We start from the raw sequence: 23,803 nt of genomic DNA, 5'->3' as shown, positions 1-23,803 counted from the left end.
AATAGACATCCCGTATTTATCACACTGTGCCTGACATCCAGTCGATGCAGGCCCGAACCCCAATGGGTGGAAATCAACTGCTTGCTTTCAACAGAGTGCGCAACTCCAGACACGCCTGCTCGCCAATCAAGCCTTGTATCTGATTCCAGACCTTATCCACATTGGGATCAAAAATGATGGCTTTGTTGCGCTGGTCGCGCTCGGCCAGCTGCTGGGCATCTGCACCGCCCAACGCAGCGGGCGACACGCCCTGACCTACCAGCGTAAGCCAGTGATCCAGGTATCCATCGACGATATTGTGAATTTGCTGGAATGCATCGGCGGTTGCACGAGACACGAACATCCACGGCGACATCACCGCGTACTGGCGGGGATCCAATTGAGCCGGTGATAGCCCTTCTACGGCGCGTCCCGTCTGCAACAGCTCAGTCAAGGGCGTAAACACCGCGTCCATATAGTCCAGGTGCGCTCCCAGGTCGACACGCGGAATCAGGTCCAAATGGAAAGCAAAGTGCTCTCCACCGCTGACAGAGTCCAGGGTGAAATGTGGTACCGGACTCTCAGGCGGCATAAACGCAAATAACATGTGCGAATCCAGATGAATAGCCGGCACCACCAAGGAGCAGGTCACCACCTGATGTATGTGATCTCCTTTGAAAACACGCACATTGCCTACTTCGCCATTGGCAAACGGTGCCTGGCTTTGCAATGACATATAAGAACCACCGTCATCGCCCAACACTTCTGTCAGTTGCAGACCGTTGACCAGCTTGTCCAGGGTTTCACCCCAAAGTTGTCGAGGCAGGGATAACTCACTCATGGGAAATTGTCCTTTTATGTTGATGGTTGCCATGATGCGGCGATTGCTGTTTGCAAACATTGATAATCCGCAAAAACCCGATGACTCCATTGTCGCTTTAAAAATGAACCAATAAAAAGAAAAAGCTGGCAAAGAAGTAAATTTGAGAATTCTCAAAAAAATCTATATCAAAATATTTTGATATAGATCCAGATGGGTAGACTGAACTCAAGCTGGTGACAGCGCGTCTGCCACAGCCCCCGTTTCCCCTAACAAGGTAGAAGATAACTATGTCTGAATATTCAATTTTTACTTCGGAGTCCGTGTCCGAAGGTCACCCTGATAAAATGGCCGACCAGATTTCTGATGCCGTACTGGATGCCATCATCGCCCGCGACCGCCAGGCCCGTGTTGCGGTAGAAACTCTGGTTAAGACCGGTATGGCGATGGTTGCCGGAGAAGTCACGACCAGTTGCTACGTCGATTTGGAAGATATTATCCGTGACGTCATTACCGGCATTGGCTACAACAATTCTGATGTGGGTTACGACGGCGCCACCTGCGCTGTCCTCAATGCCATTGGCAAACAGTCGGTCGACATCAACCAGGGAGTGGATCGCTTGAAGCCCGAAGATCAGGGCGCTGGCGATCAGGGCCTGATGTTCGGCTACGCGACCAATGAAACCCCATCGTTAATGCCCGCTCCTGTGTATTACTCACACCGCCTGGTAGAGCGGCAAGCCTACCTGCGTAAGAACGGCATCCTGAACTGGCTGCGACCGGACGCCAAAAGCCAGGTCACCATCCGCTATGACGACAATGGCAAGCCGGCCGCAATCGACGCTGTAGTGCTGTCCACACAACATAATCCGGGCATTTCTCAGCAAGAATTGAAAAAGGCGGTGATGGAAAACATCATTCTGGAAGTACTGCCAGCCGAGCTGCTGCACGAACACACTCAGTACCATATCAACCCTACCGGGAACTTTGTGATTGGCGGCCCCGTTGGTGATGCCGGTGTCACCGGCCGTAAAATCATCGTCGACACCTACGGCGGCATGGCTCGTCATGGTGGCGGCGCGTTTTCCGGCAAGGATCCTTCTAAAGTGGATCGTTCTGCGGCTTATGCCGGACGCTATGTAGCGAAAAACGTGGTGGCGGCAGGTTTGGCCGACCGCTGTGAAATCCAGGTGTCTTATGCCATTGGCGTGGCAGAACCCACTTCCATTTCTGTTAATACCTTTGGTACTGGCAAAGTGACCGATCAGCAATTAATTGACGCGATTCGCGAAGTCTTCGACCTGCGTCCCTACGCCATTACTCGGGTGCTGGATCTGCAACACCCCATGTACCAGCTGACCGCGTCCTATGGACACTTCGGTCGCGAACCCTTCGAGCACACCTACACCTGGGAAGAAAATGGCGAACAGAAATCCGACACTTTTACGGCTTTTACCTGGGAAAAAACAGACAAGGTGGATGCATTAAAAATTGCCATTGGCCGTTAAAACACACCAGACCCCTACATTTTTTACATCAACCCAATGCCGTAGTGCGAGGCTTCCAGCCCCGCCCGGCGCCTGTATCTTTAGGAGTTATTATGAGCAGTTTTACCGATAACAAGGTCGCTAACATGTCACTGGCCGAATGGGGCCGCAAGGAAATCACCATTGCCGAAGGCGAAATGCCGGCCCTGATGGCCCTGCGTCGCAAGTACAAGGCCGATCAGCCTTTGGCTGGAGCGAAGATCATGGGCTGTATTCACATGACCATTCAAACCGCCGTGCTGATCGAAACGCTGGTAGAGTTGGGCGCCGAAGTGCGCTGGTCATCGTGCAATATCTTTTCCACCCAGGATCACGCTGCCGCCGCCATGGCTGCCGCCGGTATTCCCGTATTTGCCTGGAAAGGTCAAACCGAAGACGAGTTCTGGTGGTGCATTGAACAAACACTGTTGTCGGAAAAAAACGGCAGCGAGCTGTGGAACGCCAATATGATTCTGGATGACGGCGGCGATCTGACCCAACTGTGCCACGAAAAATACCCGCAGCTGCTTGATCGCATTCACGGTATCAGTGAAGAAACCACCACTGGCGTCCATCGCTTGCTGGAGATGCTGGAAAAGGGCGAACTGAAAGTTCCGGCCATCAATGTCAACGACGCCGTCACCAAGTCCAAAAATGACAATAAGTACGGCTGCCGCCACTCATTGAACGACGCCATTAAACGCGGCACTGACCACCTGTTGTCCGGCAAGAAAGCGCTGGTGATTGGTTACGGCGATGTAGGCAAGGGCTCTGCAGCTTCACTGCGGCAGGAAGGCATGATTGTCAAGGTGACCGAAATCGATCCTATCTGCGCCATGCAAGCCTGCATGGATGGCTACGAGGTAGTCTCCCCCTACAACAACGGCATCAACACCGGTGAAGTCGCCGACATTAATATCGCCGTGCTGGGCACCACGGATCTGTTGGTTACCACCACCGGCAACATCAATGTGTGTGACGCCGCCATGCTGACAACCCTTAAACGCGGAGCCGTAGTGTGTAACATCGGTCACTTCGATAATGAAATTGATACCGCCTATTTGCGCGACCAATACGAGTGGGACGAAATCAAACCTCAAGTGCACAAGATCTACCGGAACAAAGCCACCGATGACCACCTGATTTTGTTGTCCGAAGGCCGCCTGGTGAATCTCGGTAACGCCACCGGCCACCCGTCGCGCATCATGGACGGTTCATTTGCCAACCAGGTTTTGGCTCAAATCTATTTATGGGAGAAAAAGTTTGCCGATCTTCCCGCAGCCCAGAAAACTGAAAACCTCTATGTGAAGGTATTACCCAAGAAGCTGGACGAAGAGGTAGCTAAAGATATGGTTGAAGGTTTTGGCGGCATAATCACCAAGCTGACCAAGGATCAGGCAGATTATATCCATGTGGACGTTAATGGGCCCTTTAAACCAGAAGCCTACAAGTACTAAAACTGCATTCAGTACTGGTCCACTTAAGGGCCGGCCAAACCACCCCGATGCAGGCATTCTCAACATGGGAACGCGGGAGCCAGCACCGTACTTGGCCTGCAAAGGAATTTAACGTTAATTGACATTTCTCAATTTTCACCACTTGACGCCCATAAAGATATATTGATAGTACTTTTATAGCTTGGTAATTTGGGGTCAGGGTAAAAAATAAACTAGTTGGTACGGAAGCTTTATTGATCTGGATCATTTAAGGATCAAATTTCCAAACGCTCGGTGAGAACTCAATAAAAAAACCCGAATTTTGGAGGACTTATGTCCACATTCAAGCAGCACCCATTGTATATAGCAGTATTGGTTAGCAGTCTCACTCCACCAGTGTGGGCAGCCTCTGAACAGGCACAGCCACTCTTGGAAGAAGTTATAGTAACCGCCCGGAAACGGGAAGAAACCCTGCAGGATATTCCTCTCGCCATTAACGCCTTCACAGCCAAGGACATTGAACGATCCGGCATGCAAGACATGCGGGACATTGTTCGAAAATCTCCGGGGCTGGTTTACGATTCATCAGGCACCATGGCCACAGGTAATATCAGTATCCGTGGCATGAGCCAGCCCGGCTTGATCGGTGACGATACCAACGTCGCTGTATTTGTTGACGGCGTCTACGCCTCAGGCCGAGCGGCTTCCTTTATACCCATGATGGGACTGGAACGTGTCGAGGTCGTGCGCGGTCCGCAGTCAGCGATCTATGGACGTAACGCTTTCTCTGGAGCGATGAATTACATTACCGCCAAACCCGGTGATGAATTCGAAGCGCAGGTTGAAGTTACCGGTGGTACCGACGGCCAGCGTGGCATCAAGGGTCGAGTAGAAGTGCCCGTACATAAAACATTGGCGTTTAGCCTCGATTTGGAAAATACCGAAACCGGCTCCACCTTTAAGCAAGACGACACCTATATGGGGGCCATCGATAATGAATCACAACGCTTACGCGTGGTGTTCACTCCCATCGACAGCCTGGAATTCGATTTTTCAGCCACGCATATTGATATGCAGGAACATCACAATGCCGGCTATGAGATCACCTCCAATGCCGAGCATGAAGCCGCAATCAATACTGCCGTCACCGGTGGCGCACCCTTCCTGATTCCTGGCCTGCACTATACCCCCGGCTTAAATACCCTGACCCCTCTGGGCATGGCCGCCGTGACCGGTCCCGCCACTGCCTATTACGGTGAAATCGAAGCCGAAGATCCGGATGGTTTTGTGGACGGAGCCTTCGGCGTGACCAACAAGTCAGACCGCTATAATCTGTCCGTTAATTGGTATCACGACGATTTCACCATCAGTTCCATCACGGCGAACTCGGAGACTGAAACCCGTTCACTGCAAGGCTATGCCAACGCCTACAATGGTCAAACGATGGTGTTCGCTCCAGTCATCGCAGTGAACACCGGCTTTGGCCCTGTGACACCCACCACACTGATGCCTAACTACGTCACGACCCTGAATCTGGGGGGTGCCAGTGCGTATATCCTTAACGTAGACGCCTACAATTACGGCGGCCAGCCCAACGATGATCGGGAAGAGTTCAGCCAGGAGCTGCGCATCCAGTCCTCGGGCTCAGGCCCCTGGGAGTGGAGCGCTGGCTTGCTGTATGCTGACATCGAGCTTGATCAGTGGCTGACTTCCAGTGCCATCCCGGCCAGCGGTAGTGTCTACGGAGACGATATCAACGCAGCCACTATTGCCTCATCCATTCTTTCCGTTGACGCTAATGGTGATCCGCAGAAAATTACCCAGACCAACCACAACACTAAAATCCAATCCGCTTTCTTCTCACTGGCGTACGATTTCACCGATAAGCTCAATGTCGGTATTGAAGCCCGCTACACCAAGGAAGAAAAAGAAGCCGATAACGTATTGCACTTCACCGGCGCACAAGGTCTGAAAGAAGGAAGCTGGGATTGGGTTTCTCCACGCCTGATTGCCACCTACGAGTACGACGACTTCACCACCTTTTATTTGAATATCGCCAAGGGCACCAAATCCGGGGGTATCAACGGCGGTACCCCTATTGCCTCTGAACTTACCTACGAACCAGAGACCAACATTACCTATGAGTTCGGCGCCAAACGCACTGTACTCAATGGTCGCGGTTATATGAATATTGCTGCCTACAAGATCGACTGGGAGGATCAGCAATTGCGCCAGTTTTCCCAGTACACCACCGGGGCGACTATTCCATCGGCAATTGTAACCAACCTGGGTGAAGTGGAAATCAAAGGTATCGAAATTGAAACGGCTTTCCAGATCAGCGATGCCTGGACCTTTAGAGCCGCTTACACGTTTAACGATACCGAAGTAAAGAAAGGCTTCCAGAGCGCGACTTTTGGCTATGTTGACTATGAAGAAATGGGTCTCAATGCAACCAATTATCCCTATTGCTTCAATGTCGCCGGTGGTGATTGCGTGGTCATGAATAACCTGCAGGTGTCTGATGGCGACCTGTCCGGTAAGGAAATGGTCAACAATTACCGCAATACTTTCAATACTGGTTTCCGATACAGCAAACAACTGTCCTTTGGCGCTGAGCTCTATGCTGACCTCAGTGCAGTATGGCGGGACAAGCGTTACATCAATACCGTCAATACCCTTTCGATAGAGGATCACTGGGATGTGAATTTCCTCGCAGGTCTGGAAGCTGAACACTGGTACGGCAAGTTGACTATCACCAACCTGCTGGATGATGACACGCCTACCACCTCCTTCCGCCCATATCTCTGGACGCAAGAACAGCAACCAACCATTGTTAACCGCATGGGTCGCATGACATCCCTGACCGTAGGTTATCGTTTCTAAACTAACGGTGGTGAATACCGTCCTGTCAGGACGGTATTCACCACACTATCCTAATAATTTATTTCTCATCTTTAATAGCCTTTTTTCAACAGAAATATTTCAAAAAAATCGCGCTTTTCGCTCTTCACTTTTTACAGAAAAGCTATATCTCTGCATCGATAAACCCAGAATATGTTGCACTTTTTATTGTTCATTTACGCTTTTATTCATGCTGGATTACTAGTCTGGATCCTGTCTGCGAAATCAAATCAAGGGACACATCGGCAGGGCTGGCGAATTGCCTTTTTGTGTGCCCTGCTGTTCGGCATGTGTTATGACAACATGATCACGGCTATGGGCAATCTTTATTTCAATCAAGACTGGTACCCATCAGCGAATGTACCACGGTTTATATTGCACGCTATGGTACTGCCGTTTCTGCCGCTGTTTGCCCTTTCTTTGCTACGGGCCACGACAGTAGGGTTATTTCGCCAGCGTCTAGTGCAAAGGGCGTTAATGCTCTTTACTGGCGCCGCTATAATGTTCGGTTTATACCATGAGGTCGTGTTACTGGAGTTGGGCGACAAATCAGCCCTTGGGGTACATAAACTCGGCAATCTATCTTCTGCGCCCCCGTGGGCGACGATTCTCTCCAATCTGGTGTTTTTGCCTTTGGCCTGGGTGTATTGGAGGACCACCGGCTGGCCTTGGATGTTACTGGGAGGGGTATTCATCTTTATCGTCAATGGTGCCAGTGCGGCACAACCCTGGGGATTTCTCGCCGGCAATTTTGCCGAAGTGGTGTTTATTATCAGCTTGATACTGACTGAGCGCCGCCAACAGATTTACAGCCAACAGGATGTGTCGCAGGAAACCAGCACTGCTTGAAGGTAACACAGTGCTGTGATCTAGCAAGTTTATCGAAACGTCTGGAGACAGACTATTGAGATAAAATGATGTGGTGTTGTTCGGCGCTTAGCCGTGGCCCAAATTGGGAGACCACGACACCCGCAGCTTTATTGGCAAGTTCAGCCGCCTGTTCAAAACAGTAACCGTGGGTGATGGCATAGAGAAACGCTCCAGCAAACATATCCCCCGCACCGTTAGTGTCGATGGCTTTTACCGTGGTAGAGGGAACGATCATTGTGCGCTTACCATCGTGCACCAAAGCCCCATTGGCGCCCAGAGTTATCGCAAACGTACGGGCATAACGTTTTAGCTGATCAATCGCGTCTTCCAGCGCCTCAACGCCGGTAAAGCTGAGAGCTTCATCCTTATTGCAAAATAACAGATCAATGCGATTACCAATCATCTCCAGCAAACCATCGCGGAAAAACTGAACAATGCCCGGGTCTGATAAGCTGATGGCGACTTTGACTGCGGACGCTTCTGCCAACTGTCGCGCCCGAATGGCCGCGGCACGTCCAGTGTCGGAGGTCACCAGGTAACCTTCGAGATACAGATACTCGGACACAGCTATGGCATCTTCATGTAATTCGGCCACCGAAAGTGTTTCACTGATGCCCAGGTAAGTATTCATGGTACGTTCAGCATCGGGAGTAATCATAACCAGACACTTACCGGTGTCACCGGCTTGCCGGTGGAGCTCACGATGATAATCAACCCCGGCGTTGTTGAGATCCTGCAAGTAGAAATCGCCATTTTCGTCGGCTGCGACTTTACAGCTGTAAAAAGACTTTGCGCCAAAATAGCTGGCGGCAATAATGGTGTTGGCTGCGGAACCACCGCTGGCACGTTTGGAAGCGACCAGGTGACCATTCAAATGGGCAATCAGCTCTTGTTGACGCGAACTGTCAACTAACGTCATCAAGCCTTTTTCAATATTCAAGCTGCTAAGATCCTGATCCGACACTTCGATTTCAGTGTCCACCAGGGCAGCACCCAGACCATAAATGTGATATTTAGCCATGTAGTTTGCCTTTCCTATTGCGTTATCCATGCCAGTGTTATCCATGCCAAACGGGATGATCCACCGTCAGCAATTTCAGATACAGATGCCCCGCAAAGCGCTCAGGCACATCCAGTGGAGTTTCCAACACAGGCAATTGCCAACTCCCGGCGTTGAGGCCCACTCCCAAATCAATCCCGGTGCGCAACCATTCCGGTCCAGAAGGAGCCACTTTAGCCTCACAAGCGGGTAAGGGCTGGTCTTTGAGCATTCGTAATTGCAAGGCGTGTAAACCCAGCTCGGTCACATCCTTGTCCAAATTCGTCAGAGACCGGGTAGATTTAAATTTAACCCAGAGTTCGCCATTCGGCTCGCCCTGTTCATTTAGGCATTGCATGGCGTGCAGCACCAGTGTGCTATCCATCCGCAGAGGCTTACTAAGAATGAACGCCGTAAAGCTGTCTGCCGCATGCTCGGGAATCGGAGTTTGTTGTTTAAAGTGTTGGTCCAACTGATCCAGCACCTTGAAATCGACGTGGTCACGATAGAGCTGAACCTGAATGTCATGAGGAGCCATAGCGGCTCCCTCGACTATATCCAGCTGCAATACACTGACGCAATCACGCAATTGATCGCCGTAATTCACAATGCCTCCACTTATCCAAACTGATTGCGGAGAGAGTCCGCAGCCAGGCACATGGACTTGATTTTACGGAAGGCAAAGTCACGATCCAGAAACCACATACCACAATCGGGTGCCAAACTGATGCGCTCCTTAGGCACGACGTCCATGGCATCCATAATCAGCTTGCGAATATTTTCGATTTCTTCCACTTCACCCTGAGGATCCAGATTCAACACACCAATCGCCACCAGCTTGTCACCCACCGAGGTTAGAAAATCCGGTGTGTGACCCGGTTGCGCGTATTCGGTATGGATTGCATCAATGTTGGATTCGGCAATCAGCGATACGGCTTTCGGGTAAATGGGGGAAGGTTCTTTGAGGGCAATATTTTTCGAATAACCATAGCAAACGTGCACCTGAGTCAGGCAGTCAACGCCGTGGATCATACGGTTGATCGCTTCAACGGCAAAATCCTGACACTGACTGTAGCGGAAGTGCACTTCAGGTTCATCGATTTGAATCAGGTCCACACCAGCCGCAGCCAGAGCTTTTAATTCGTGATTCAGTGCATCAGCAATGGCAAAACACAGTTCGGCGTGGTTGGCGTAGACGCCAGTGTCCACCAGACGATAGGACAATGTCACCGGTCCAATCACAGTAATTTTACTGCGCTGATTTGCATAGCGTTTAAGGAATGGGATATCACTCACCACCATGGGTCCTGGCCACTGAATTTTTTCCCGAACGGCCGGGAAAAGCACTTTCATAGGCTCTTTGGGTTTTTCGTCTTTGGCCAGATCGGCACCCACGTTGGTGGCCTTCTGCTTCATCTTCAGGTATTCGGTGATATCGTTGTGAAAGTTGGTAAATTCTTCCGGTTGTTCCTGGTCAATGCCCGATAAATTGTAAAAATGACCACTAAACGTTTGGCGACGTACTTCGCCGTCGGTAGCAAATGTCATTCCTGCCAGATTCTGATCGTAAATGGCCAGGCGAACTGCGTCATCAATGGCATCTTGTAATAACGGTTGCTCAACGTTCCACCAGGTACCTTCTTTCTGGTAGACCTTCTCGTGATTCGCCAGCCACTTCGGCTTGACGTAACTGCCCACCAACTGGGTAGGAAACAGGTCAGTATTCCACATGTTTCAATTCCTCGATTTTTATTATCCTAAAAGTTCACTATCCACATTTAACCGGCCACACTGACGAAGCGATTGTGCTCTTCAATATCGGGCAATTCGTCAACGGCTACCCCACGCCACTTGTCACCCTCTTCCGGCAGCATCACCGGAATGCCCTCCACGATGGGGTATTGACGCTCACAGTCCTGGCAAGCTAACCAATCGGTTTTGACCAACCGTAATGTTCCTTTCTCTTGCGCTGCACAATGGGGGCAATGCAAAATGTCAGTGTAATCTTGTGTGCTCATAAGTTTTATCCCGCAATGAGTTGAATAATCAGACCTCAAGTCTGAGCTTGAATTGAATTAAGTATGTCTTGCTCAGGCTGAGCAGCATTCTGCAAACCTTCGATGGTAACGTTACGCACGACCAGATAGCTCATCACTACCATCAATGCTTGCAAAATAAATATCAGAGCGAAGGCAACATTGGCTGAGAACCAGGCGCTCTCTACCAGCAGGGTGTAAAGAACACCGCTGACCGTGAATGACAGAAACAAACCAATCACTTGTGCCAGACTCCACAGGCCAAGGTATTTACTCTCTTGACCTTCAACTGTCATATCCGCCATAAAGCTGATGGATGGAAAGACCAGCAGACCCAGAGAGAATGCACTAAAGCAATAGAACGCATTGAACAAAGTCAGATTCTGCAGCCATGATGCCCAGGCAAGTAAAGCAAATCCCATAATCGACAGAAGGGCGCCCACCACCATTAAACGTTTTCCAAAATCAAATGGCAGGGTTTTTTCATTTTCGGTGGACTCACCTGCAGCTTGCTTGGCGGCAATGCGTTTTTTTGCTGTAACACCAACAAAAATACCGCACGCTGCCATACCCAGCGTTTGAATACCATTGTAGAAACGCTGGTAGATAGTGGATTCCCCTGCAGCCAGGCCAAACAGGTCATCTGCCCACAACTCCTGCAGCATGTCTTGCAAAAATACCGACAGCAAAGAAAAAATAATGAAGACAAAAAATAAAAATGCATGACGGTTATAACCCAGTACCGCCATGGATTCTTTCATAGGATCCAACAGTTTAACCGGTTTTGGCGGGTTATTTTTAAGTGTCTGAAGCTGCTCGGCATTTAATGGTGTTTCCAGCTTGAACAGCCCCAGAAAGGTGATACTCAACATAACGAAGGGGGTCAGATTATACAGATCCTGCATCGCCTCCAGACTGTACTCGGGCATCAATAAGCCAAACACCCAGGCCCAGCCTGCCATGGCCAATGCCTGTACAGTCCAGGTCAAGGTGACCACTCGCGAACGGCTTTCCTTGGTGGTGACATCGTTCAACAGATCCAGAAATACGTTCGCCTGCATGGCAATACAGAGGCCAAAGGCACAGAACAGCAACAGGCAATAAACATAAGCCAGTGTGCTGCCTGCCTGCATATCCACCAGCACCGCTGGCATCAATGGAAAGGCACAACCTCCCAATAGGGTACCCAGTAACATGTACGGCGTACGGCGATAACCGAAAATCGGCCAGCGCTCGCACATGCGGCCAATCACCGGCTGCAAGGGACCAAAAAGGGTGTAGACACCGATCAATACAGAAATAATTGCTGCGGGTAAACCCATCTCAATAATTGCCACCCGGTTAAAGCTGGTGACTACCATGCAAAAGCTCCAGGCTATGGCGATCTTTTGCAGCGTAAATTGCAGTTTTGCCTGACCTTCACTGACTTTCATTATTCATCTCCTGAGTAGTTCAGTAACCGTGACTTATCCGAGATCAGCAGCCATAGCGTTGCTGAGACCGTCTTTACTGATCGCTTTGTGGAAACTGTCGACTTTCACTTGCCACAAGAACACAAGGCTGAGTAAACTGATGCCGCCTTCCAGCACAAAAATCCATGCAAAGCCTTCGCTGGCTGCGAACCATCCACTTTCAATTAAAGTGGTCACCAGTTGTCCTCCCGCTATGGAAGCGAGACCACTGGCAAAAGCAATGGCCAACCCCCACAAACCTATATACGCACCGCGCTCATTATCAGTGGTGAACTCCATCATGCTGGTCAAGGTGCCAACCAGCGCAAAACCATTAAAGAACCCCATTGCCACAAGGGACATGTGCACAATAGACGGCGAAGCCTCGTAAGCACCATAAGCCAGGCAGAACATGGACAGTCCGATGCCGCTGATACCAAAGCTGATGGCGGCGATCTTAGAAATACCCCCTTTAAACACCAGAAAGCCCATCATGAACATACCCACTATGGCACCACCACCCCATATCTGTTGGAAGCGACCGGTTTCGCCCACGGTCATGCTCAAGACTTCGGCACCGAACACTTCCAAAATATTGTCTTGCAGGCTATAACCAAACATGAACAGGAAGATAAACAGAAAAAAGTTGCGCACAGTACTGTTGCGCACGACATCGACCGCAAACTCTTTTAACGAAGCATGCTCTTCTGCTTCCAGCTTTCCGCCTGCGGCAATATTTTCACCGGGTTTGACTCTGGGCTCTACACCAATAACACCGAGTAAAGTAACAATACCGACAATCGGAATGGACAGCAGATAAAGAGAGCGCATCGTGTCTTCGTTATATTCCGGCATGTACCCCCGAATGAACTGCAAAGACAGAATCATGCCCAGAATTAACATGGTCCAGATCAGTGCCGTTACCAGCCCACGGCTGCGTTCTGGTATAACTTCTGCCACTAAAGCCAAATGATTCGCTCCAGCCATTGCAAAACCAATCCCAAAAAACACTAATACGATAAATGCGATGATGTAAGTGGCATAAGGGAAGCTGAGAAAGTAAAACTCATCCGGTGTCTGTGACATGGGCACAACAATGTAGGGCAACGCAGCCACTGCAACGGCTGAGATCAACATCCCAATCAACACATAGGGAGTACGGTGTAGCCCAAATATCGGTACCCGATCAGCAATACGTCCATAAATTACCTGGAACGGTGACAGGAAGTGATACAATCCGAGCAAGGTTGTAATCACAACTGCGGTAATCCCCAACTCATAAATAGCAATACGGTTGAAGTTACTGGTCAAGAGGGCAAACAACCAACCGGCTGCTGCCCTGGGCAATGTTAACTGAAACGCTCTGACGAACAGTATCAACTTGTCCATATGATGTACCTTCTGCAATTAGAGAGAAACGAGCGCGTTAACCTTTCTGTCCAATGCCAGAAATGGGGTAGACATGGAATTCCCACTTAACATCTTCCACCGCGTCCAGATCTGCAATATTTTCTTGCGCCCACGGACGTAACTTGGCCATCAACTCATCAATCACTTCTCGGCTCAAACTCCAGGTCTCGTTATGAACACCGTCTTCCATACGCTGCAGGATCTCATTAGCCGACACCTTCTCAATCCAGGAGCTTGCTACTACTGGGCGCGTCATCGACCCACCCATCTCCTGGATTTTCTGGAACAGCGCAGGTCCGGCCGCATCAGTAGGTTTCATTTCCGGCGCGATATCCACGGTAAAGTAGCGGGACATACTGCGTAAAATACCGGCACAAGACTCTTCGTCCAGTACATCACGACCAATGAGGAACAACCCCTCTGGCTTCAATACTCGAGCTGCTTCATTTAAGGCATCACGCCACATTTCAATCTGGTGCAAGACGTTGGTGGTGATGACCGCATCAAATGTATTACTGGCAAACGGGGTTTGCAGAACCGTTCCTACAGCCTGGCGCGCAACGATATGGCGATCTTCTGCGAGCTTTTTCGATGCTTTGAGCATGTGGTGTTCAATGTCCACAGCAATCATATTGGTGTGCGCAGCAATGGGTACCGAGATACGCCCCGCGCCACCGCCAAAATCCATCATTGTGGCACCCTCACCGACCAGCTCACTGATGGATTTGCCCAGAGTCTGGGCTGCGTCTAAAGGAATGTTGTTGATGTCGTTGTAGATAGCAGCCACTTCGACGTAGGACATTTCGTTATATGCTTTGCTCATTACCTGCTCCTGGCCATGTTTCAATGTGATGACTAAACCTTACCCCAAAAGCATCCGAACCTATATTGAAATATTTTGATATAGAGTCAATTATTGACAATAATCAATCAGCGGCTGGTATACATTCGGCCTCATATTCGGCGAACAAATCACGCTTGTTAAACGCCGCGGTCAGAAAGCGACGAAACGCTTTTCCTGTCGTTAACCAGGCCACCGTATCGCCTGACTTTTTACTGGCGAGTACCCCGTCGACAAGAAACGGCGTTACGGTTTCAACCTTGTCGCCGAGGATATTGAGAATTTTTTTGGTCTTTTGCCACTCAGGCGAGGCCAGGTCATAGTCCCCGACCAACAGATCGGTCACCACAATCCCCGGGCTCAATCGACTCACCTGCACATTGGTGTTTTTAACTTCTTTCTGCAGTGCAAGGTTGACATAATGCACGGCTCGCTTGGTTGCCCCATAGGGCACCATGCCAATACTCATCTGGCCCGTGCTGCCGAAGCCCTCCATGTTCCACATATGACCAAAACCCTGGGCCTTCATTGCCGCCAGCACGACCTTATTAGCCAGCAACAAGCCACCCAAATTGGTATTAACAATTCGCATCAAATCGTCGGGGCTCTGCTCATCAAGAGGTTTTCGTTCAATACTGATTCCGGCGTTATTGATCCAGATATCCACCATCCCAAACGTTTGCCGGGCATGGTCCCAGAGACCTTGCAGGTCTTCAACGCAGGTAATCTCGCAGGACTTACCGGTGACCTTGTCTTTTCCGTAGGTTGATCTCAATTGCTCACAGACTTCATCCACCGCAGCCTGGCTGCGCCCACTGAGAGTTACGTGACAACCACGCTTGAGAAAGTTTTCCGCCAATCCTTTACCAATCCCCCGGGTACTTCCGGTAATCACAACTGATTTCACTGTTCAAGCCTCCAATTAAGTGTCTAGGGTTGTTATTTCGGCCAGCCATAACCACTGACGTACATAACCAGTGAACTAGCTTTTCACGATTTGCTCTTGCCAAATGTCAAATTTGGCCCACAATATTTGCTTTAAACCGGCAAAAAAAAACGCGTTCAAAGAACGCGTTTTTCGATTTAACCATTAGCGGCTGAAATCAGTCGCTGACCGCCTCTCCGGCCGCTTTGCTTGCAGCAATCACATCGTGCTCTGACCCCGGCTGGGTATCGGTAATTTTTACCGGTTGTACAATCGGTGCGACCGATGGCATGGCATCAAACACCCATCCCTCGCCTTTTTCCAGGGCCTCACGCCGTTCCGGGCAAGGTACCGTGAGCACCTTTCGGCCCTGATAACGATCACGGGCATCGGTATCAATTAACCACCCCTTTTCTTCTATCAGCTTGCGACGTGCATTACGGAAGGTAAACATAAATCGATCGGATTTCACCGACAGCTCATTCACCAGTGTTTCCGGAAGGTAATAAGGGCTGGATTCATTCACAATCGCCGCATCTTCCAGCAAGACTTTCTTCAAACGTTTGACCGAGCCCTTATCAAATATTTTCTGTTTAAAGAAACTTCGCAACTGTATAGCAAAGGTACGAGTGGTGTGTTCGTCCACCGGTGTGTTGGCATCAAACATTAGAATATGCCAACCCGGCTTGAGATCGATCTGAATACGAACCGTCATGCCCGGCAAATACCAGACAGGGTGGACCCGCGTTTCCTGTTTGTCTTTACGAATGCTCTTGCGCCAGTTGAACAAGCCACCGTTCAACTCCGGTGGGTACATAACGTTACTGGATGAGGCCCACCACTCGTGACGTTCAATTTTTTCAATAAAGTTTTGATCTGCGGCATCCGGATAGCCAAACTCAGGATGTACGAAAGATGCGTGGGCAATATCAATGCCATTTTCGACCACCCTTGCGGCCTCTGCTTTCCAAACGTATTCCGAATCCACAGCTCGCCATTCGGGATCATCAAACTCGGGGAATGGCGGTATCGGGTAGCGCTCTTCTTCGGGCAGATCCCCCATGAAGATCCACACCATGCCATAATGCTCTTCGACCGGATAAGAATCGATTTTAAAACGCTCGGGTATCTTGAAATCGGGACCTTCGGACGGAATTTTCTTGCACTTACCACCGTCTCCATATTCCCACCCATGGTAAGGACATACCACACAATCCCGCTTTTCATTGACCCAGCCACCGGAAAGTGAACCACCGCGGTGCAAACACACATCCGCCAGACATTTCACCTTACCTTCGGCATCACGAAATAACACCAGATTTTGCCCCAGGATCTTGGTTTTCACGGGCTTGTCTTTAACGTTTCTGGACCACTCGCCCACATACCACAGATTCATTAACACGGGTTTTTCCTCCCCAGACGGTTACGCATTTATCCACACGATTTATGTGTTTTCTTAGTGCTACTGTAAAACCCAGCCAGCTAAAGCATCTTGACAATTATCAATAAGTTCAAGTAAGGGTTTTCTCAGAGCGCCACCCACCCGAAAGGGATGATAATTTCTCCTGGGTGGGTGATTTGCTACTGCACTGTCTATTTACGTTCAATGTCTTAAATTTGTTCAGTTATAACAAAAAAGTCGAGACAATAGTCGAGAAATCGTCATTCTCAGGCTTTGGGTTAAAGCCTCAAGGCAGATGGGAAAGATTTTGAATAAAGATGACCCATAGACCGCCAAGTCACGCTAAAAACAGGCAAAATACGCAAATAAATTCACACCATCGCCGGCCCCAGAGCCGTACATAAAACAGCCGCTCTGGCTGAGTTTCAACCCCTGCCAGTCAGCTCGATCATTCCCTCGATTTTCCTTAATGATCTAAATAGACAAGCGTCAGCCGATTGGGCTAAGCTCAGCCTATCATTGACGGTACGAATAGATGCTTGAAACAGAAATACACCGACCTGTAGAAACTTTTTTCCACTCACGCTTTTTTCGGGGCATCAGTGCAGACGAGCTTCAGCCCCTGGCAAATATCTGCAAGCGAAAACAAGTTCCCGCCGGCACATGTCTGGTTCGTCAGCACAGCCCAGCCAGCCAGGTTTACTCCGTCATCAGTGGCGCCCTCATGCTGGAACGAAGCTCGAGAAACGGTAAACGGCAAGTGATCGGTTTTTCCTTTCCCGGTGACTTGATTGGCATAACCAGCAATCAGGAATTCGAATACAGCGTGATTGCCCTGAAAGAAAGTCATCTGCAAGTATTCCCCCACCGTGAATTCCTTGACATTATCGACAACAACAGCAACTTTAAAAGTCGCGTCCGAGTAACAGGCTGTAATATTCTTGCCCATACCCTTGATCAACTATTTGCACTGGGGCAGAAAAAAGCCCATGAGCGACTTTGTTTTCTCTTGCAACAAATTAGCCTGCGACAGCCGGGTTCCAACCCCGATGTCATTGATCTGATCATGAATCGGCAGGATATTGCCGATTACCTGGGCTTAACGATTGAAACCGTCAGCCGGGCCTTCACCAAGCTCAAAAACAGTAACATTATCCACATCGAATCGGCCCACAAAGTCAGGGTAATTGACCGTCTGATACTGGAAGAGCTGGCCAGCGCACACTAGCCCTTCCCGGTTCCCTCGTCCGACCCACCTCGAAGGCGGGCATACAGGGCGAGCAGACCCCAGGCCAACAGGGCAACCAACAGCACCAGCCCATATTCCCCCATAGGGATCCGCAACGGTATCACCCAGGTAATCGTACCCTGCACGATCAGAGCCGTAATCACTCCCAGATAGAGCATGATGATCGCAGTGACGACCCGCCGGGACAAACCCAAGCCGTGTATCTGAGTGACAACCAGCAAGGTAAAAAAGCCGGTAAAAAACATCGCCACCGCCGTCATACCCTGTGCCGGCGACTGAAATGCCACCACGGTACCGTGCACCAGAACATAGACTTCCAGAAAAAATGTCCAGTAGCGATTGCGGTGAGATTGGGTAAACATCAGACTGCCCTGCAGCAAAAGTGCAAACAGATAAAAGAAGCCCAACAAATGACCTTCGGTCAGCTCAATCGGGTGGTACCAGAAAGTATAGAGAATCGCCCAGGAAAAGTAATAACCGTGATAGCGTCGAAAGCAAGTGACCACCATTTGCTTAATCGGCATGCGCTTGCCAAACAGCAGCCCTCGGCGAGGGTTTTCCATGATCATAATAACGACGAGCATGAAAATCACCGCAAATTGCGATGACCAGACCGACACCGTCTGCGCCAGACCGTCATAAAAAAACTTGGTTTGCACAATGTGAAGGCCGATGAAGGCGGCGTTCCCCGCCAGAGCCAGCACATTGATGCGGTTCAGCCCCGAAGTATATGCGATGGCTCCCTGAGCTTTCAGCTGTCGAGCCCGGTAAATGATCCACCAGTGAAAAACTTGATGAGCAATATAGCCACCCCAGGCGGTATAAAAACCCCATGTCGTAGACTCGGGTAATTGCCAGAAATACCAACTCTTGCCCTGATCTGACAGAAACTCAATATGGTCACTGTAGGGTCCAAACCCTATGGCTAACCCCAACAAAGCCAGACAACCTAACAGCCCCCAGCGAAGCTGGAAGGGATACTGTTTGTTGTGTGCCAAGCTTGCATTGAGCTTCATTTAAACACCTTGATTATTGTCTGGATTTCTCGTTCATGGTATTTACTCAGAACACTGCCAGTTTGCCTCTGACGCCCGGTCTTCAAGCGGTGTCACAATGGCATTCAGTGCTTTTTTACTACCCGTTTTACCAATCCTGGCTGACCTTTCACATATACGGCTACAGCAAAGGATTTAGATCATGGAATTCATTTTTTTTAACAATTTCGCTCCGCCGGGTGCGGGATACTGTAAATAAGAGCTTCTGTAAATAAGAGATGCTGTAATAAGCGCTCCTTTAAATAAGAAATTTTTTACAGAAGAGACCCTCTACACCAGAAATATTCCCAGATCGTCAGATTGCTCTATATCAAAGGGATTAGGGGCACATAACTCTGCTGCCAGCAACGAAGCACGCCGTCTTGCTGCCTCAGTACTCGACAAAGAGGTTACACAGTCGCCGGCAACCGGTTCAAGCCGTGCCAGCAGGGTCGATGCGGATTGGCGGGTGCTGGATACCCGTTGACCTTCGGCCGAGGCGATCAGGCCACAAACAGGTTCACTGTCACGGCTGCACATGATCACGCTGATACGGTGCTCCGCTGCCCGAGATAAAAATCCGCTGCGGAGTTCCCAGTCCTCCTGACAATTACAGGTTATCAGCAACGTCTGTACTCCCCGCTGGGCGGCTAACTTCACCAGCTCCGGATAACAACCGTCATCGCCGGTCAAAACCGCTGTCCGGCCCCAGGGGAGATCGGCAATCATCAGCTTTTCTCCCGCTTGGTGCCAACCGTAACGGGCGCTGAAATGCAATTGGGGCTGAAGAATTTCAATACTCTGCGGGCCAAGCAGTACCCCACAATGCTGTAAGCCGTTGTGACTGGCCATGATCAGACTGGTACAAATGTGGAACTGACGCTGATAACAGAGCTGCAACAACTCTGCTTGCACTTGCCTGGAAAGCTCCAGCGTGTCGGACAAGGGGTAAACACTCGTCGACTCCAGCCAAAATAATTCGGGTAACATCACCAGTCGCACCGTATCCGGTAAACTCGAGATTGCCCTCAAGGCCTGCCGCAAACGACGCTCACCGTCTACCGCATCGACGCTTACCATGGCAATACCGAGATCCTCTGCAGCCAACACCAAGTCACCAGACCGCTGCCCAAACTCATCTGTCGAGGGTAGCGCGATGTCGCCGTACAGTGCTGGCCGGCGATTAAAAAACACATCACTGCCATCCGGCCTCAGTTTACGATCGGCCTCCGCTGGCTCTATCTCTGCCCAGATCACACCTTCCTGCGCATCCAGTGCGTGGGCGAGAACCTGTCCTTTCGGTGAAATAATCTGACTGGCCCGGCATTCCATCAGCTCAGCTTGCGGCTCAGCAGTACCAACCCACGACGTTGCAGTTGGCAATATTGGGTCTTGGAGATGAGTAGCTGCGATCAAAAACACCCTGTTTTCCGCGGATCGAACTGGGTGGTGCAAATGCACGTGCGGCGGTATGGCAGCACCCATTGAGCTGCAGAGAATTTGTGCCCCTTGCAATGCCAGCACCCGCGCAGTGTCAAAGCTGCAAACATCTCCTGCAGCCAACACTCCTATTCGACCCAGCTCAGTGTCCACCACCCGTGGCATCCGCTCTGCAGTCACACAAGGGATTTGTCCCAAATGAACGCGAGACGCGGCCTCAACGTCTGACACACTGTGTTCTCCGGGTCCGAATAACAGCGGTGTCTCTGCCGTGTGCGAATCTTTCAGACGCAAAGTGGCCGCAGTAACTATATAACAGCCATGCTTGCGGGCTTTTGACGCGATGGCCGTTAGCAATGGATCGTCGGGACACAGCGCCATGTCCCAAGCCTCAGTGGAGTCAGCAAATTCCCTGCCAGCCGCATTCAGGTGTGGCAAAACCACCAACTGTGCCTGCCCTTCGACAGCCGCATCAATTAAGCCCAAACAGGTATTCAAATTGTCTACACGATCTGCACTGCTCGTAAACTGAACGGCCGCTACTCGAATCATTGAATGCCACTCTCCTGAAGCACCACAGTGAAGTGCATTGTCACCCCAAAGGGGGAGCACTAGTGACGCCCAGCAAAAGGTCATAGGCGTAGCCGGGTGACAGCAGGTGGCAATAGAATGTGCCTTTGAAACTGTCCGGTACGGGCATCCAGGAATCAGCGGAAACCATCAACGATTTTGCACGAACGTAGGTATTCCCGCTTTGTTCATAGGCAACTTGATATGGCCAGGGCCTCAGATAGAAAGGTCCCAGGCTCACCTCTTCATCGTCAACGAATTGCAATTCCCTGGTCGGTTTTTTGCCTTCACCCGCCAACCGCTGTTTGGCCCGTGAAACAATCTCACGATTCATCGACAAACAGCTGGCGGGTGCAACTGATCGCTGCGTCAATTGAGACATGACATCCGGTGATTTGAATTTACAGGACAGTGATTGATCATGCCCCTGTTCATCGGTAGCAGTGTATTGATGAATCACTAAAGGGTCGGCACTGGGTTTGGATTTAATGAAACTTTTCAGATCATGATGTATTTTATTAACAGGTTCCAGACTGTCGGTGAGCCAAAAATGAAATACATTGACACAATTGCCTTCAGAAGTGCTCGAGGCATTTTCATAGCGCTCTTTGGCCCCATCACAAGCTGATAGCAGTATCAGCAATGCCCCCCAGGATACTGCCTTAAGGTTCGTCTTCATCGTTACTCCCACCAACCTGCATGATTATCAATAAAGCCAGCGTTTATCCTACCGCCAAGGCAATTTAAAAATCTTGTCGAACATTCGATAAAGAGGTACAAATTTGACATTTCTCAAATATTCCACAATATGTCACCCGGATAACCTGGACTGGGTGTCTTGTCTACAGCGGATTGTCATGCCGCCATCAAACACCATTGACATTTCTTGAACATAGACCAATTGCCGTTTTTAGCGTTGCTCAAAATAATAGGTTTTCTGTGTCACTGGGTATTGGGCTGGGCAGGCAAAGAAATTCCCGCCCACCCTCACGGCTGCCAAAATTTTAACATTACTCCACCGCCAGGCTGTCACGTACACAATTGATCATTGCCCGCTCCAGCAAAAATTCCTTGGCTTTTACCGGATCCACTGACATTTCCATCAACCATTGTTGACGTTTGGCCTGCACATACGGGTCGGTAGATTCCATCAGTTGTTTATTCTGGATAGTGTGTTCCTGCACAAAACGAACAGCCAGGTCCTTTCGCTGACGGTCATATTGGGTAAATTCTTGCTGATAGTCCGTCCCTTGCCTGGCAATTCGGACCAAACGCTCGGCCAGGTTGAAGGCATCGTGCAAACCACCGTTCATGCCCATGCCACCCAGAGGATTATTGATGTGGCAGGCATCACCCACCAATGCCATACGGCCCTGGTGATAGGTTTCCGCCACCCGCTGATTCACAGCGTATAAGGTTCGATGGCCGATATGGTAATCACTGCCTTGATCGTATATTCGCTTCAAGCGTTCCTGCACAAAGTCATCTGACAGCACATGACGTTCATCGTCATCATTGTTAATGGTGACAGGCACCAGCACTCTCCAAATTTTGTCAGTCCGTAGAATGACACACCACTCATCCGGATCTGAGACATAGTTGACGTAAGAAAAATCATCGAACACTTCTTCAAACGCAAAGCTGGTCGAGACTACCAGAAACTTTTCATCGTAGGTAAAACCCAGAAAGCCGATAGCAGATGACTTGCGAACATTGCTGCGCGCACCATCGGCGCCCACTAAAAAACTACCATGCAATTCCGTTTCCCCGTCGGGTGTTGCCACACGCGCGTTGATGCCGTCTTCATCCTGGCTGAAGCTGAGCAGCTCGTGCTCAAATTTGATTTGCGCGCAGGGGTACTGCTTGAGTTCTTCCACGATAAAATGCGTCAACTCATACTGTTCAAGCTGCAAACGGAAAGGATAACGGGTTTCACCTTCCAGCAACGCCATATCAAATGTGGCCGTCTCGTTCGTGCGCCGATCCCGGTATTGATAGCGATCTGCCTTTAAGCCTTTGGCCAGCATTTTTTCGATCACTTTTGGTTCAAGATCGGCAATCATTTCCAGTGAAGGGGGATGAAACGTCGAGGCCCGCAAGTCAATGGGTAATTGCGCATGCTTCTCCAGTAAAATAACGGGAATATCTTGCTTTGCCAGGTATAACGCCAGCACCGAACCGGAGGGACCCGCACCGGCAATGATGACAGGGTGTTGCAACTTCATAACGTCTTCCTTACTTACTGATTCGTTTCATGCCAATGGCACCGGGAAATTTTTGTGTCAGGACAACAGGGCAAGCACATCTGCCAAACGGGCTACTTCGGCGTATTTCGCGTGCATATCGTGCAGATTTGCCGCATGAGCCTCAAGGTTACGATCGCCGACCGCTTCCTCTACAACCACAACCGGAAAGTCGTACTGCAGCGCATCCACCACCGTGGCTCTGACACACCCACTGGTGGTCAGGCCCGTGACGACCAGCGAATCAACACCGAGCTGCCGCAAGCGCGCCGCCAGGTCGGTTTGATGGAAGCAGCTGGCCCACTGTTTTTCCACCAGCATATCCTGCTCGTGCACGGGTAACCGGGCATCGATTTTGACCCAGTCCGAGTCTGGCGTGAGAACATTCAGTGCCGGAATACGTTGACGAAACACTTTGGCCTGATCGTCGTTATGGTAAACCACCGTGGTAAATACCACCGGCAAGCCTTTGTCGTGAAAGAGTTCCAGCAAGCGTCGATTGGCTTCAACCACATCGGGGCAATCTGTCCCCAAAGGGCACGCAGACGATGTGAATCCCTGCACCATATCGACCAGTAACAGCGCGGGTTTCTGACCGAGCGAAACAGTCTGTCTTGGTAAATCCATAACC

At 50.2% G+C, this 23,803-nt stretch carries 20 protein-coding genes; 5 read left to right on the top strand and 15 right to left on the bottom strand.

All coding sequences use genetic code 11. The features are described 5' to 3' along the window. Positions 1–73 precede the first annotated feature (73 nt). The gene (locus G8770_RS17105; protein ID WP_167189650.1) at positions 74–820 is read right to left on the bottom strand and encodes a hypothetical protein; all 747 of its coding nucleotides are present in this window, start codon (positions 818–820) and stop codon (positions 74–76) included. A 269-nt stretch (positions 821–1,089) separates the two neighbouring features. On the opposite strand from G8770_RS17105, the gene metK reads away from it, so the two are divergent. The 4 genes from metK (at position 1,090) to G8770_RS17085 (ending at position 7,511) form a co-directional block, all read left to right on the top strand. Beyond that, the gene (gene metK / locus G8770_RS17100) at positions 1,090–2,307 is read left to right on the top strand and encodes a methionine adenosyltransferase (protein WP_167189645.1); all 1,218 of its coding nucleotides are present in this window, start codon (positions 1,090–1,092) and stop codon (positions 2,305–2,307) included. Between the two features lie 92 nt (positions 2,308–2,399). Next, a complete protein-coding gene (gene ahcY / locus G8770_RS17095) occupies positions 2,400–3,782 on the top strand; it encodes an adenosylhomocysteinase (RefSeq protein WP_167189642.1) in 1,383 nt (460 codons plus the stop codon). A 408-nt stretch (positions 3,783–4,190) separates the two neighbouring features. Beyond that, complete coding sequence (locus tag G8770_RS17090; RefSeq protein ID WP_167189639.1) at positions 4,191–6,644, top strand: TonB-dependent receptor; 2,454 nt, start codon at positions 4,191–4,193, stop codon at positions 6,642–6,644. A gap of 171 nt (positions 6,645–6,815) precedes the next feature. Then, complete coding sequence (locus G8770_RS17085; RefSeq protein WP_167189636.1) at positions 6,816–7,511, top strand: hypothetical protein; 696 nt, start codon at positions 6,816–6,818, stop codon at positions 7,509–7,511. 52 nt (positions 7,512–7,563) lie between these two features. On the opposite strand, the gene G8770_RS17080 is transcribed toward G8770_RS17085, so the two are convergent. From G8770_RS17080 to G8770_RS17040, 9 genes are all read right to left on the bottom strand, one after another. Next, complete coding sequence (locus G8770_RS17080) at positions 7,564–8,553, bottom strand: adenosine kinase (RefSeq protein WP_167189633.1); 990 nt, start codon at positions 8,551–8,553, stop codon at positions 7,564–7,566. 37 nt (positions 8,554–8,590) lie between these two features. After that, positions 8,591–9,178, bottom strand: coding sequence for a hypothetical protein (locus tag G8770_RS17075; protein ID WP_167189630.1), 588 nt, complete (start codon positions 9,176–9,178; stop codon positions 8,591–8,593). A gap of 11 nt (positions 9,179–9,189) precedes the next feature. After that, the gene (locus G8770_RS17070; protein ID WP_167189627.1) at positions 9,190–10,302 is read right to left on the bottom strand and encodes a cobalamin-independent methionine synthase II family protein; all 1,113 of its coding nucleotides are present in this window, start codon (positions 10,300–10,302) and stop codon (positions 9,190–9,192) included. Positions 10,303–10,349: 47 nt separating this feature from the next. After that, a complete protein-coding gene (locus G8770_RS17065; RefSeq protein WP_208022324.1) occupies positions 10,350–10,589 on the bottom strand; it encodes a Trm112 family protein in 240 nt (79 codons plus the stop codon). 35 nt (positions 10,590–10,624) lie between these two features. After that, positions 10,625–12,040, bottom strand: coding sequence for a BCD family MFS transporter (locus G8770_RS17060; RefSeq protein ID WP_167189624.1), 1,416 nt, complete (start codon positions 12,038–12,040; stop codon positions 10,625–10,627). 33 nt (positions 12,041–12,073) lie between these two features. Continuing rightward, positions 12,074–13,447: a BCD family MFS transporter gene (locus G8770_RS17055; protein ID WP_167189621.1), complete on the bottom strand. Its 1,374-nt coding sequence runs from the start codon at positions 13,445–13,447 to the stop codon at positions 12,074–12,076. Between the two features lie 37 nt (positions 13,448–13,484). After that, positions 13,485–14,291 carry a class I SAM-dependent methyltransferase gene (locus G8770_RS17050; protein WP_167189618.1) on the bottom strand — a complete coding sequence of 269 codons (807 nt, stop codon included), beginning with the start codon at positions 14,289–14,291 and terminating at the stop codon, positions 13,485–13,487. Positions 14,292–14,394: 103 nt separating this feature from the next. Continuing rightward, positions 14,395–15,216 (bottom strand): SDR family NAD(P)-dependent oxidoreductase, encoded by an 822-nt coding sequence (locus G8770_RS17045; protein WP_167189615.1) that lies wholly within the window; start codon positions 15,214–15,216, stop codon positions 14,395–14,397. A gap of 196 nt (positions 15,217–15,412) precedes the next feature. Next, the gene (locus tag G8770_RS17040; protein ID WP_243760548.1) at positions 15,413–16,630 is read right to left on the bottom strand and encodes an aromatic ring-hydroxylating dioxygenase subunit alpha; all 1,218 of its coding nucleotides are present in this window, start codon (positions 16,628–16,630) and stop codon (positions 15,413–15,415) included. A 541-nt stretch (positions 16,631–17,171) separates the two neighbouring features. On the opposite strand from G8770_RS17040, the gene G8770_RS17035 reads away from it, so the two are divergent. Next, complete coding sequence (locus G8770_RS17035) at positions 17,172–17,864, top strand: Crp/Fnr family transcriptional regulator (RefSeq protein WP_167189609.1); 693 nt, start codon at positions 17,172–17,174, stop codon at positions 17,862–17,864. Here the strand turns inward: G8770_RS17035 and G8770_RS17030 are convergent. The 5 genes from G8770_RS17030 to G8770_RS17010 all read right to left on the bottom strand — a co-directional run bounded on the left by G8770_RS17030 (position 17,861) and on the right by G8770_RS17010 (position 23,799). Continuing rightward, the gene (locus G8770_RS17030; RefSeq protein WP_167189607.1) at positions 17,861–18,901 is read right to left on the bottom strand and encodes a hypothetical protein; all 1,041 of its coding nucleotides are present in this window, start codon (positions 18,899–18,901) and stop codon (positions 17,861–17,863) included. The genes G8770_RS17035 and G8770_RS17030 overlap by 4 nt on opposite strands. 309 nt (positions 18,902–19,210) lie before the next feature. Then, positions 19,211–20,911, bottom strand: a complete 1,701-nt coding sequence (locus tag G8770_RS17025) for a carbon-nitrogen hydrolase family protein (protein ID WP_167189604.1) — start codon at positions 20,909–20,911, stop codon at positions 19,211–19,213. A gap of 40 nt (positions 20,912–20,951) precedes the next feature. Next, positions 20,952–21,608, bottom strand: a complete 657-nt coding sequence (locus tag G8770_RS17020; RefSeq protein WP_167189602.1) for a hypothetical protein — start codon at positions 21,606–21,608, stop codon at positions 20,952–20,954. Between the two features lie 331 nt (positions 21,609–21,939). Then, the gene (locus tag G8770_RS17015) at positions 21,940–23,154 is read right to left on the bottom strand and encodes an FAD-dependent oxidoreductase (RefSeq protein ID WP_167189599.1); all 1,215 of its coding nucleotides are present in this window, start codon (positions 23,152–23,154) and stop codon (positions 21,940–21,942) included. Between the two features lie 57 nt (positions 23,155–23,211). Continuing rightward, positions 23,212–23,799 (bottom strand): isochorismatase family protein, encoded by a 588-nt coding sequence (locus G8770_RS17010; RefSeq protein ID WP_167189596.1) that lies wholly within the window; start codon positions 23,797–23,799, stop codon positions 23,212–23,214. Positions 23,800–23,803: the final 4 nt, after the last annotated feature.

Source organism: Pseudomaricurvus hydrocarbonicus (assembly GCF_011602365.1).
Taxonomy (GTDB): domain Bacteria; phylum Pseudomonadota; class Gammaproteobacteria; order Pseudomonadales; family Cellvibrionaceae; genus Pseudomaricurvus; species Pseudomaricurvus hydrocarbonicus.
The sequence above is the reverse complement of the archived record's forward strand: the minus strand, read 5'-3'. Positions and strand labels throughout refer to the sequence as shown.